The sequence below is a fragment of the Patescibacteria group bacterium genome, assembly GCA_038064855.1.
Classification (GTDB): Bacteria; Patescibacteriota; Minisyncoccia; order Ryanbacterales; family GWA2-47-10b; genus SICQ01.
Genome location: JBBTSE010000007.1, coordinates 309,337 through 322,440 on the forward strand (window position 1 = coordinate 309,337; position 13,104 = coordinate 322,440).

The window sequence follows — 13,104 nt, forward strand, 5'->3', positions numbered from 1 at the left end:
ATAAGTGGATAACCACGATTTTTAATGGATAATCAGCGGGACTTAGTATCCACTCATATCATGAACTCATCCCTGTGGATAACTCTAGCCCTTTTACCTTGATATTCCTTATTATAGGTGGCTTTTGTACCTTGTCAACCCCCCTTTTTATTCTTCCATCCCTCAATAGTGACGAGGAGTGGGGTTGCGATGAAAATCGATGAATAGGTACCGACCGCAATACCTACGATGAGTGCGAGAGCAAAGGGTTGAGTGGTTTCTCCACCGAAGAAATAGACGGCGCTCAAGGCCAAAATGGTGGTCATCGAAGTATTGATCGAGCGCACGATAGTTTCGCGTAAACTGCGCTCAGCAATGTCGGCAAACGAACCGCCTGATGACTTACGCAAGTTCTCGCGCAAACGATCAAACACCACAATCGTATCGTGCACCGAAAAACCAAGCACGGTAAGCAACGCCGAGATGTAGAGTGAATCAATCTGATAACCGAACCAGGCAAAGAGACCCGTAGGAACCGCGAGATCGTGCCCGAGCGCTACAACGGCAACAAGACCGTAAATCCAACTCGATACGGGTCGTGACACTTGGCGAAACGCGTATGCGATAAAACAAACAATAGCTAACAAAGTAACGATGATGGCGGTGATGGCGTTTCTGCGTAGTTGTTTGCCGACGGTAGGGCCGTGCGAGACAAAACCCTGCTCAGTAAACTCACCTTTTGATTTAAGAACGCGGAGAACTTCTTGGTGATTTGCTTCGTCAAGAAACCGTGTACGCAAGAAAATACCATTGTCCCCACGCGCCTCAAATGCGATAACTTCAATCTGCGCCTCATCAAAACCTTTGCGAATATCGTCGAGCGCCGGACGGCTGTTTGCGTATACACCATCGAGTACCGCATCTCCTGTAAAATCGGGACCAAAATTAAGACCTTTTGCTACAAGCGCACCCAATGATGCCGCGACCAATATGATCGAGAAGATATAAAAGATTTTTCTGTTTGCAATGATTTTCATAAATATTTAGTGCAAGCGAAACCCGCTACCATATAAGAACGGCACACGACCTGCCTCATACTTACGACCATGGGTGGCACGCAAGAATGTGCGCGTGACCACAATCGCCGTAAACATCGAGACGATGATACCAAGTCCGAGCGTGAGGGCAAATCCTTTGACCGCGTCAGTACCAAAATACCAGAGAATAAGCGAAGTAATTAGGCTTGAAATGTTTGAGTCGCGTACCGATGTCCACGCACGATTAAAGCCTTCCTCGATTGCCGTTGCTAGCGTGCGGCCTCGACGCAATTCTTCTTTGAGGCGTTCAAAAATGAGCACATTGGCATCCACCGCCATACCAATAGATAAGATAACGCCTGCAATACCAGCATTGGTAAGGGTTACGGGGATAAGTTTGAAAATAGCGAGTGAGAGTGAGATATAGATGCCGAGTGCAAACACTGCAAGTAACCCCGGCAAGCGATACCAAAAGATCATAAAAAGTACCACAATACCAAACCCTATGAGCCCCGCAAAGAAGCTACGAGAAAGAGATTCTGCGCCTCTAGCTGGCTCTACCTGCTCTTGCGAGATAAGGGTAATCGGCACCGGCAACGCGCCTGAATTGAGACGACGAGCGAGCATCAAAGCTTCCTCACGCGTAAAATTGCCGCTGATTTGCGCTTTGCCTCCCGTAATCTTCGCTTGTACCGTAGGTGCACTTATAGGCACTCCATCGAGAAAAATAGCGATAGGCTTGCCAATATTGTCAGCAGTAATATTCTCAAAAAGTTTTGCACCCTCATCGTCAAAAGTAATAGAAATAGAAGGAATGCTCGTCAAAGGATCAAACTCCATCGCGGCAGTCTTGAGATAGCGTCCCGTGAGTTCAGTAGAAGTCCAACCAGCAAGTGGATTTGACTCGAGCGTACTTGTTGAGACATTGGGATTTATTTTTTTAAATTCAAGATAGGGTGTCTCGCCGATAAGCTGAATGGCGGTCGCCGCATCAAAAACACCGGCAAGCTGGACACTCAATCTATCTTCATCAACCGCGCGCTCGGTGCGTACCACGGGTTCAGAGACGCCAAAAAAATTCACGCGCCGTTCGATGACATCACGAAGACCTTCAAGCGCTTCGCCTCTTTGGCCCGATTCAATCTGTGAAAGATCTGCACGATAGATAAGATGAATACCGCCCTTGAGATCAAGGCCGAGACGAAACGGTACATTGAGACTCTCAGGAATACCCCAGCGTGGATAGACAAAATAGCCGGCAAGCATGCCAACTATCAAAAGTCCGAGCGCAAGAAATCTTACTTTCATGAAAGATCTAGAGTGAAAACAATGACGCTATCATATCCTATGCGCCCGAGATCGGCAAGCGGGTACTATAATATGAGAGGTCGATCTTGAACATAGGTCACACCTTTGCGTTTCGCGATCTCTGCCTTCTGAAGCTCCATAGCAATATCCATGGCATGATCTATCCTACCCAAAAGATCTAGGTGAGCAATTTTAAGAGACACCTCTTTTGCTATCTTACCACTCACCGTCAGAAGATCTTCGCCTGTTGGCCCTTTGCAGACAGCTATAATTTCATCACCGTCAACACTAATCACTACCATGCCTCGAGGATCAGCGTTCGTCTCGGGCTTAAATACCATATCAGGCGCACGCTCCCACCATTCACAGGCCGCAAGCTTTTTGGCATCTGACCAATCGGCTTCATAAATGTGAGCTGATTGTGATGTAATCTGCAGATTACCAAGAGTAAAACCGAGCTCTTCGGAAACTGTTTTCTGTAACATACGAAGCCCAAATGCATTTGGGATTGCCGCCTTGAAAATATCATGACTGCGTATAGTCACCAAAAAGTGAAGCGCCCCTCCGCTCTGGATCGCCTGTACCTGTGTGATACAAGGAGGTTCCTTACTGTCTTTATCAATAGTTGGGATCATTGTTGTCGCAACTGCACGGCGAGAATCGGGAGAAGATGCAAGCTGTTTAATAATCACATCACGAATTTGATCTATTGGTTCATGCCCTTCAACAGTATAATTCATAAGTCTATTACCATATGTATAGTAGATACCTGAAGGAAGCTCCTTGGAAAGAAATACGGAATGATATTTTTCAATTGCTTCCTCGGTAAGCCCAATCGTTTTGCGTAAATCTTCAGGCCAATCTACCTCCATGAATGGATGAAAAGGATCCTCACCAGAAATAACCCAGGTCACACCAATAAGCTCACGTTGCTGCATGCCATACTGCGTACCCTTAATAGTACCATATCGCATAATACGCTCGACGACACGGCTCCACGCTTGAATAATTTTTGGCGCACGCACAAGCCAACCCACCCGTTCTGATGGAAAGCTTTCTACGACTTCTAAGACAGGGTCGGGAAACTTTTGGGAATCCATATATGGTTTTGCATTGGTATCGTCACGAATCTGTTTGAGTGCCTCATCAAATGTAAAAGAGCTTACATCAAGCAACTCTACATTTTCGCGGATAGATTCGACTACTTCACATGGAATCTCACTATCGAGTTTAAATTTAGTTCCCCGAACTACATGATCTTCATCGATGCCTCCATGCCAAAGAGCTTCGAGTATCTCTTTACCGGCAAGACCAAACGGCGTATTTGAGAGCGTCCCGTAACCCCATAGATATAATCGTCTTATTTGAGGATTGAGCGCCAAATTGCGCATGATGGCGTTAACGCCCTGGCGACTATAAAGTGTGCCGACAATAGCTGAAGTTTCAAGTAATTTTGCGTTACGCCCAATAGTTGCTTCTGGCTCATTCCATATAGTACAAAAACCTACTGTTCGCCCTTCTCCCAAATACACCTTATATTTGTCCGGCTGAAAAATTTTATCCTCTGAAATCATGATATTTTAAAATGTTTACTCAAACGCGGACCTTCTTGGGAAAAATAATGAGAACCGGATCCTGCGCCGTAAATGACATGAGGCACTTCGCTCATACGCTCAAATACCAACTTACAAATCGGCTGACCGTGATAAATCATAATATTGTCATCAAAAGGCCGTACTTCTAAAACAAGGGGCTTGCCCTTCACATCACCGCGCTCACCGTACCCCCATCCTGGGTCAATAAAGCCTGCATAGTGTGAACGAAATTCACCATTTCTTATGTCGACAGGCGCCATTTCGCAAGCAAAATTTGTAGGAACGCGCACGTATTCATCAGTATACAAGATATAAAAACTACCTTTGCGCAAAAACAACATTCCCTTAGAAGGCCTGACGATGGGCTCAAAAAAATCTGCCGGGTCGTAATGATTTCGTTTTGCAAAATCCAAAACGGAATGGGATCCGTGGCATACATAACCCACAATGTCATTTTTTAAGTTAACTGTCAGAATCACTCCCCCATCTCGATCAGAAATTTTGAGCGCATCATATGGAATATATCGACTACTGCTATCAAATAAAATCTTGTGTTGATCGTAAAAAGAAGGGAGTTCTTCTTCACTGATACGAGTATCCTTACTAAAAAAGCGCATCTGTACAAGAGTTTCATTTACCGGCAATTGCACGCGAAATGATTTGGGCTCGATAAAGGCCCAGAGCTCTCCTACAAAACCGCGCTTGCCGGCAGAATCAAATCGTGAAATACCATCTACGATCAAAGATACTTTGACATCATTGCGACCCGTAGTGCTTTTTGGGTTTGCGTACGCATATATTTCGCTTGGTAAATTTAGAGTTTCATTAAGACGTGCAAGATATGGTACACCGACCTCATACACACCATCGCGTGCAAATCGTATAGGGTTTACCTTTGTCATCGCTTCGCGCACTTTCTCATCATCCTTAGGAAGAAAAAGTGCGTCAACTCGATACACTTCTTCGCTCAAAGTTAAATCAAGACTCGCTGGCTGAATGTTTTTTATATTGGCATGCACGATATGACCTTTTGTTATAAGATCATGAATCATTTGTGAAGATAAGGCGCCCTGGTTTATGCTCATACTCTTTGTCATCCTATGTAAAAATATTTCGCTTTTCAAGCGCAGTCCAGATATCTTTGGAAACCTGTTCAATAGTTTGGTCGGCACGAATAATCTCTCGCACGAACGGAAAAGGAAAAAGATTTAAGTATCCTTGGCGAATTTTCTTATGAAAGTCTAAATTTTCTTTTTCAAAAGTCGTCAGCTCTTCTTTGCGCGTTTCATGCCTTACAAATGCCACCTGAGGATCCATATCAAGCAGTATCTCAACGTCGGGAATTACGCCCTTGCGCGCCTCTGCATCAAGAGTACGAATTCCATCTAGAGGTAATCCTCGCCCAATATGTTGATATACGTAGGTTGACCCTGAAAATCTATCGCACAATATATATGAATCTTGCGCAAGCTCTGGCAATATCACTTGATTGACATGCAACCGTCGCCCCTCAAGAAAACAGTTAAGCTCTTCTTTTGGTAAAAGACCTCCGGCAAGAAGTTTTTTGCGTAATGCCATACCCTCTGGAGTTCCCCCTGGCTCACGGGTAACTATAACCTGTTTACCAAGGACTTCGAGCCGCTTGGCAAGCAGCTTCACCTGGGTAGATTTTCCAACAAATTCACCTCCTTCAAATACAATCAGCTTACCCATAGCAAAATAGTCTCGCGCGCGAGACTATTTTACAAGGGAAAATCCGGTATAAATAAATTATTTCTTAATCTCAATACCCATTGAGCGAGCGGTACCGGCGACAATTTTCTTTGCTGCGTCTACATCGTTTGCGTTGAGATCCTCCATTTTTTTCTGGGCGATTTCGGTGAGTTGCGTGTCTGATACGGTGCCTACTTTTGTTTGCAATGGTTGGCCTGAACCTTTCTCAACGCCTGCCGCTTTGCGGAGCATGTCGGAGGCGGGCGCAGTTTTGAACACCATCTCAAAAGAACGGTCAGTGAAAATAGTCACCTCAACGGGTACAATCTCGCCTGCGCGGTCAGCGGTACCTGAATTGAAACGCGAGACAAAATCACCAAGGTTGATACCATGGGGCCCGAGTGCGGTTCCGACCGGTGGCGCTGGAGTAGCCTTGGCTGCCGGAATCTGGAGCTTTATTTTTATTTTTACTTCTTTTGCCATAGTCGTTTGTGGGACAAGTCTACCTTATAATTTCTTGGTCTGCAACGGGTCGATCTCTACGGGCGTTTCGCGGCCAAAAAGCGCTATGAGCACTTTTATCTTGCCTCGTTCTTCATCAACTTCTTCGACGCGACCCTCCATTTCTTTAAATGGCCCGTCAGTGATCCGTACATGGTCGCCCCGTACAATGTTGATCTTGTGGCGAGGTTCGGCCTCACCCATGCGCGAGAGCAACATATCAACTTCTGACTGATCGAGTGGTGATGGTACTACGCCCGCACCTACGAAACCAGTCACACGAGGCGTGTTGCGTACGACATACCATGAGTCGTCAGTCACGATCATATCGATCAATACATACCCGGGGTAAATTTTTTCCTCAATAGTCTTGCGCTTGCCACCCTTGATCATGATGCGCTTTTCGGTCGGCACAATGACGGCAAAGATTTTGTCTTCCATGCCCATGGTTTCCACGCGCTGGCGGAGATTGCGCGCTACCGCGTCTTCATACCCTGAATAGGTATGTACCGCGTACCAGTTCCTGCCAAATTCTGAGGTTTGTTTTGGCATAATAGTAAACTAAAAGATTAAAAAATAATTGTTCGCAAAAGTGCTGCGAAGATATAATCAAATGCTCCTAAAAAGAGCGCGACACCAATCGAGACGAAAATGACAATCAAGGTCGACTGAATCGCCTGCGCGCGGGTAGGCCAGTTAACCTTATAGAGTTCTTGGCGAGTTTCCTTTATATAGTTCGAAAATCGGGTAAACATAGTATTTTGAGATTTTTAAAAGGCCCGGAGGCCTCTATCTAAGTAACGATTTGTATGCCTAATATATCACGCCTCACAAAAGAGCGCAAGGGGGCTATTTTACCACCGAAATGCCCATGCCCGCGGACGTCTCCTTGATGCGCGAATCGAAGCTTGATGCACGCGCGGGGTTGAACATTGCTAAAACGATACTGAGAATGAGAAAAAGTAAGACACTAGTAGCAATGATTATTAATCGCTCGCCTTTTCTACCAATGAATATCATTCCAAGAATGAATATGGCTGCTGGAAAAAAGAAGGGCATGGATACTATTGCACTATGCCGACTTACATCAAAGGAAACCACAACATGAAGAGCCGCGACAAATGCAAGAAGTGTTAATAAAAAAATTGCACATGACCTTAGGAATATTGGAGTGAGACGCCTCATACATCCAAATTTTTGACGGATTTGGCGTGGGTTTGGATAAAGTATTCGTACCGCATAAAACTAAACCTCAACATGAAGCTTCTCACGAATATTGCGGGCAATCTCATCAACACGCTGACGAATACTCAATAGATCACGCATTTCATCGCGTGTTGGCAACTGCGCAATCATCTCAACCATTTTATTCATCTTACCATCCATGCCCACCATATGATTCTCAAGCCGATCAATATCTTCTTTGTGTGCAATATTGCGCTCAATCATGCTAGCCAAGTCATCAAGCGTTACCTTTTGAGTTTGCTTATCGTCCATGGCTTTAGTATAGAACACGAACAAGATTCAACAAGTTGTAATTATACATCCAAATTCTTAACGGATTTGGCGTGGGTTTGGATGAAGTGCTTACGAGGGGCAACTTCATCACCCATGAGGATATCAAATACTTCGTCAGCCGCCTCACCATCATCGATAGTCACCTGCTTCATGATGCGTTTGGCGGGATCCATGGTGGTTTCCCAAAGCTGTTCGGGGTTCATCTCGCCCAAACCTTTGTAGCGCTGTATGGTGATGCCCTTGAGCTTATTATCTCCTACCGGCGCCTCTGAATCTGATTCTACCCCCATCACCTCTTCTATTTCTTCAGGTTCCTCTTTGGCGCCCTTGCTAGCTTTTTCTGCTTTTATCTTTTGGAATTCTTTTACCACGCGATCTTTCTCGCTATCCGAATATGCATAGCGAACCTCGCGCCGCTGCTGTACCCGATAGAGTGGTGGTTGGGCTATATAGATGAAGCCGGCATCAATGAGCGGACGAAAATAACGATAAAAAAGTGTGAGTAACAGCGTGCGAATATGCGCACCGTCCACATCAGCATCAGTCATAATAACTACTTTGTGATAGCGCAGGCGTTCGATATCAAATTCATCAGCGATAGCGGTACCAAGGGCAATAACAAGATTTTTAATCTGCTCGGAACCCAACATCCGATCCAGGCGTGCGCGCTCGACATTGAGAATCTTACCTCGCAGTGGCAAGATTGCCTGTGTTCTACGGTCACGCGCCTGCTTTGCCGAACCACCTGCCGAGTCACCCTCTACGATAAAGATCTCGGAATCTTCCGCGTTTTTTGATTGGCAATCGGCAAGCTTACCCGGGAGCGTCATGCCCTCCAAGGCGCCTTTGCGCATGATGGTTTCCTTGACGGCTTTGGCAGCTCTACGCGCTTTTGCCGCAAGTAATACTTTGTCTAAGATAATGCGGGCTTCCTGCGGATGCTCTTCAAGCCATGAGGAAAATGCTTCACCAAATACTTTTTCTACCGCCCCTCTCGCCTCGGGATTACCCAGCTTTGCTTTGGTCTGACCTTCAAATTGTGTCTCCCGTATCTTGACCGAGATAATCGCCGTCATACCCTCGCGCACATCTTCACCGGTCAAGTTGTCATCATCTTTGTTAAAATAATTGTTTTTCTTGCCGTAATCGTTAAGCACGCGCGTGAGCGCCGTACGAAAACCAGTAATATGCATGCCGCCCTCGGGTGTATGGATACAGTTGGCAAATCCGAGCTCACGCGTTGAGAGGTCATCGGCATATTGCAATGCCGCCTCCACCATCACACTGTTTTCTTCTTTGTTTACATAAAAAATATCATCATGCTTTGGCGCAAACCGGCGATTGACATGTTTGATATATGATTTGATACCGCCTTCAAAATAAAACGCATGCGCCTTCTCTTCTCCTTTTTTGCGCTCATCATGGATAACAACATAAATACCTTGGTTGAGATATGCCTGTTGGCGGATACGCTCAAGAATTTTTTCCCAATTATATTCAATCTCTTTGAAGATCTCCGCGTCTGGCTCAAAAGTAATCGCTGTGCCTGATCCGTCACACTTACCCACTTTTTTTACATTATATTTTGGCTTGCCACGCTCGTATTCTTGCGTATACAAAAAGCCTTCTTTACATACCTCGGCTTTGAGCCAAATCGAGAGTGCGTTTACCACTGACACGCCTACACCGTGGAGCCCACCTGCGACTTTATACGCATCACCGCCAAATTTACCTCCCGCATGCAGTGTGGTAAGCACCGTCTCGAGCGCTGATTTTTTGGTTTGCTTGTGAATGTCTACGGGAATACCGCGGCCATCATCTACCACGCGTACCTGATTTTTTGGCAAAAGAACGATGGAGATATTTTTTGCGTATCCCGCCATCGCCTCGTCAATCGAGTTATCAACTACCTCCCAAATAAGGTGATGAAGGCCATCGACTCCCGTCGAGCCAATATACATACCGGGACGCTTACGCACCGGATCCAATCCTTCGAGTACATGAATGTCCTTGGCGCTATAGTCGCCGTTGGATTCAGTCTTTTTTTCTGATTTATTTTTTGCCATATATAAACTATCTACCTGATAACAGCACCCAGAGCATCTTGGGTCTTTTTGATTATTTGATCTTGGATTATGCTCACTTCGTCGTGCGTGAGCGTTCGCTCGAGTGAGCGGTACACAATGCGAAAGGTATATGATTTTTTATCGGCTCCAAATTTACCCGCATCTTCGTACTCGTCAATAAGCTGCACCTCTTCGATCAAGTTTTCAGCAAAATCTCGGACAATCTCGTAATAATTATTTAAGCTTACTGATGTATCAATAACAAATGATATGTCTCGCGCGATAGGCGGAAATTTGCTGACTGCCTTATATTTGCTATTGATATCTTTGAACTGGTTTGTGATACGCGAATCATTAAACCACAAAATCCTGATATCGGGGATTTCCATCTTTATCATAGCAAGCCGTTCGCCAAAACCGAAAGCCCAGCCATTATATACTTCTGGATCTAATCCAAAATTTTTCAAAACGATAGGATTGACAAGCCCCGCGCCGTTGACCTCAAGCCAGTCACCGTTGAACATAATATCCATCTCGAGACTCTCGATAGTATAGGGGAAATTATCATCAAGAAATTTGTATTCAATCTCTTTACCAAAAAGCCCGCGCGCCAGATCTACCTGCACATCTTTGAGGTCTTGTTGAGTAATGACTTTCTTTTCTTTTTTACAAATCAGAAGACCATCAATCTGATGAAAAGCGGGAAAATGGTGCCGATCAATTTCATCTTTGCGAAATACGATTCCTGGCGAGAGCGCGGCTACCTGACCGTCAGTCTTGAGCCTCTGTAAAACATCGGGATCGCGCAAATAGTACGACCAAAAGGCGGTTGTTTGCGTCCGTAAGAGTTGCTGCTCATTTATGTAGTAGGTATCGGTCTCCCTCCTGCTCGGATGATCTTTTGGTGTATTGAGCAGATCAAAGTTATCTTGTACCGATACAATTTTGGGAAAATCAACCACATCAAAACTATCAAAGCGCGGCAAGCTAATGATCTGATCAAACAAAATTTTTACGGGAGAAAAATCTTTTTTAGAGAGATCGGGCAGCTTGAGCATTCTTTTTATCCTCTCCGCCTTGATGTCTTTTCTACCTTCCAGCTCTTTGAGCAAGTCGGCCTCGCGGGGATCGCGAATCGTTATCTGCTTATGCATGATATGGTGGTTTTTCGTTTGCTGGTAGTGATTGAGTACGCTTTATTGTAGCAGAAATACACTCCCTTTTCCAGCGCGCTACTGACCAAGAATACCGCCCCTTGGCGGTATTTTTGAACTTTCTAGTATCGTCTTCTAATGTTGGTTGATAAGGTTTTGTAGATTCTCAATTGACCGACGAAGACCATCGAGAGTATTGGCAATCGCGGGATCAGAGGCGCTCGGCGCAAATGATGTGGGCGAGACGACTTCGAGACGATTTTGCGTCACCCAACCCTCGGCACCACTCGTAAATCGAATCTTCCAGCGTCGGCGACCGTCAGTAGTACAAACATTTCTCGCGCCGATAACAGTGCCGCGCGCGCCTACCAGCTCTTCGCCTTTGGGGGTGCCGCACGAACCATCGGGTAGAGGGTCATTACGATAATTTGCGCCAGCAGTCGATTCGGGAAGAGCCTTGATACGGATGGGAGCGCCGATGCCCAATGTTAATGACGCTGGTGGTGGGGGTGGCGGAGGCTGTACTCCGATGGGCGTATATCTAAATACCACCTTGGTATGCTTTTGCTGCTGAGTGCTCACGATCGCCGAGCAAACACCCGCAGTACAGGTTGCATCGACAAATTCGGCATCAGGTACCGCGCATGGTTCTCTGCCTGTCTCGCTAAAATTGCCACGACAAATGCCGATATCAACATCGTATCCTGTGGGACCCTGCACGCGAACTTCAAAAGCGTTTACGCCAAGATCACTTTTCAAGATCAAGGGATTTGCTGTATTGTCCGTAATCAATGCGGCACCTGTAGGTACGGGCCGTACAGTGACGGCGGTACCTACAGGAGCAGATGCAAATGTGTCATCAGCGCCGACTCTGCGTACGCGTAGCATGGTGTATTCTTGTGGCGCTGGGGGTGGTGGAGGTGGTACTGGCGCAGGAGGAGGTGGAGGCACAGGTTGCCTAGTGCTAGTTGAAAACGCTACAACTGCCGCATAGGAAGCTATGCAATCTGGAGACGCATGAAATGTGTCTGTAGTGGCCGCAATCTCTACAAGCCACACACCTAAAGATAGAGCTCTATCAGGAATAAGCATGGCAACCGTTGGCTGCGTGGATATATCAATTACTCGTGCAACACCAGACCCCCGTGGAGGCGAGACTTTTAGTAAAATAGAGTTACATTGATAATTGTCATATGAACCCATCTGAAATCTGGCTAGGTTTATCGACTCAACATTTTTAGCGCAATATTTTTGTGTCTGCCCAAAAGGCAACTTTATTTCGCCATCTCCGTTCATATTCTTACCTTTACCATAGAACGAATTGTTGTCAGTTCCTCCGAATCCACTAAACTCTTCATATCCCATAGGACATACGGTGACTGGCGTAGTGATGCGATCTTCTTGGCGCCAGTATACGCCGAACTTTTGCTTTTCACTGCAGTAAAATGCGTTTGGGAAGCCGGAGGCGCATCCATTTTCAACCCATGCCGCTACCGGTGTTCGCTCTATGCGTAAAATATATTCACCAGCAGGTACCTTACCACCGCCCGTGGCTCTCACCACTACCTCGCCACCATTGAAATTGCCGTAACTGCTTTGACTACCGACATCACCATCAGTTGCCACAGCCTGTGGATTGGGCGCTATCAGTTCGGCCCCAATATCTCCGATCACGCGGATACCTACCGCCAACTCGTTGTCAGTACCAACTACCAGAAAATCTTTTGGCTCGGTCACACGAATCGAATAACAATGTGATTCTTTGTACGCAAGCTGTTGCCCCCGTAAGCCCTTATTGCCAAACTCGTCACCGAGAGCTCCTGTGAGCGAGACGATACCAAACGGACAATGTACGCTTGCTGTAGCGCCCGCAGGATGGTTCAAGGAAGACCCGTCAAGCTTTTGGAGAAGAAAAAAAGCAGTATTGCCAGTATTGTGGGTAGCGGCCACCCAACCATCAAGACCTGAATCAAAGTTAACCTTCCACCAGCCATAACCCCATGTGGAGGCACCGTATACGCCACCATCAACAATCGTGCCGATAGCACTGTGCGGCTGGGTACCAAGCGTAGTACCAGCGGGTGTCGCGCGCACTTTTGCCGTAGATCCTGGTGCATGCACACGTACGCGCTCGCCACGGTAACTACCGTCTCCGGATGTGTGTGTCTCGGGCGGAGGTGGTGGTACAGGCGCGGGAAGAAGAACGACAGGCGGTGGTGGGGGGGGAACTGGA

At 46.3% G+C, this 13,104-nt stretch carries 13 protein-coding genes; all 13 read right to left on the reverse strand.

Annotated features, from left to right (window positions below; all coding sequences use genetic code 11):
• Positions 1 to 134: 134 nt before the first annotated feature.
• Positions 135 to 1,016, reverse strand: coding sequence for a protein translocase subunit SecF (secF, locus tag AAB417_03795; protein ID MEK7631121.1), 882 nt, complete (start codon positions 1,014 to 1,016; stop codon positions 135 to 137).
• 6 nt (positions 1,017 to 1,022) lie between these two features.
• Positions 1,023 to 2,324 carry a protein translocase subunit SecD gene (secD, locus tag AAB417_03800; GenBank protein MEK7631122.1) on the reverse strand — a complete coding sequence of 434 codons (1,302 nt, stop codon included), beginning with the start codon at positions 2,322 to 2,324 and terminating at the stop codon, positions 1,023 to 1,025.
• Positions 2,325 to 2,389: 65 nt separating this feature from the next.
• Complete coding sequence (locus AAB417_03805) at positions 2,390 to 3,898, reverse strand: thymidylate synthase (protein MEK7631123.1); 1,509 nt, start codon at positions 3,896 to 3,898, stop codon at positions 2,390 to 2,392.
• A complete protein-coding gene (locus tag AAB417_03810) occupies positions 3,895 to 5,004 on the reverse strand; it encodes a 2'-deoxycytidine 5'-triphosphate deaminase (protein MEK7631124.1) in 1,110 nt (369 codons plus the stop codon). The genes AAB417_03805 and AAB417_03810 overlap by 4 nt, the downstream gene beginning before the upstream one ends.
• A 13-nt stretch (positions 5,005 to 5,017) precedes the next feature.
• The gene (tmk, locus tag AAB417_03815) at positions 5,018 to 5,632 is read right to left on the reverse strand and encodes a dTMP kinase (protein MEK7631125.1); all 615 of its coding nucleotides are present in this window, start codon (positions 5,630 to 5,632) and stop codon (positions 5,018 to 5,020) included.
• Between the two features lie 57 nt (positions 5,633 to 5,689).
• Entirely contained in the window at positions 5,690 to 6,115 is a 426-nt protein-coding gene (gene rplK, locus AAB417_03820) for a 50S ribosomal protein L11 (GenBank protein MEK7631126.1), read from the reverse strand.
• A 24-nt stretch (positions 6,116 to 6,139) separates the two neighbouring features.
• Positions 6,140 to 6,685, reverse strand: a complete 546-nt coding sequence (gene nusG / locus AAB417_03825; protein ID MEK7631127.1) for a transcription termination/antitermination protein NusG — start codon at positions 6,683 to 6,685, stop codon at positions 6,140 to 6,142.
• A gap of 17 nt (positions 6,686 to 6,702) precedes the next feature.
• Entirely contained in the window at positions 6,703 to 6,888 is a 186-nt protein-coding gene (secE, locus tag AAB417_03830) for a preprotein translocase subunit SecE (GenBank protein MEK7631128.1), read from the reverse strand.
• Positions 6,889 to 6,982: 94 nt separating this feature from the next.
• The gene (locus AAB417_03835; GenBank protein ID MEK7631129.1) at positions 6,983 to 7,153 is read right to left on the reverse strand and encodes a hypothetical protein; all 171 of its coding nucleotides are present in this window, start codon (positions 7,151 to 7,153) and stop codon (positions 6,983 to 6,985) included.
• A 225-nt stretch (positions 7,154 to 7,378) separates the two neighbouring features.
• The gene (locus AAB417_03840) at positions 7,379 to 7,630 is read right to left on the reverse strand and encodes a hypothetical protein (protein ID MEK7631130.1); all 252 of its coding nucleotides are present in this window, start codon (positions 7,628 to 7,630) and stop codon (positions 7,379 to 7,381) included.
• A gap of 41 nt (positions 7,631 to 7,671) precedes the next feature.
• Positions 7,672 to 9,717 carry a DNA topoisomerase (ATP-hydrolyzing) subunit B gene (gyrB, locus tag AAB417_03845; protein ID MEK7631131.1) on the reverse strand — a complete coding sequence of 682 codons (2,046 nt, stop codon included), beginning with the start codon at positions 9,715 to 9,717 and terminating at the stop codon, positions 7,672 to 7,674.
• 11 nt (positions 9,718 to 9,728) lie between these two features.
• Entirely contained in the window at positions 9,729 to 10,871 is a 1,143-nt protein-coding gene (locus AAB417_03850; GenBank protein ID MEK7631132.1) for a hypothetical protein, read from the reverse strand.
• A gap of 135 nt (positions 10,872 to 11,006) precedes the next feature.
• Positions 11,007 to 13,104, reverse strand: a 2,098-nt coding sequence (locus AAB417_03855) for a hypothetical protein (protein MEK7631133.1), incomplete at its 5' end; no start/stop codon positions are given.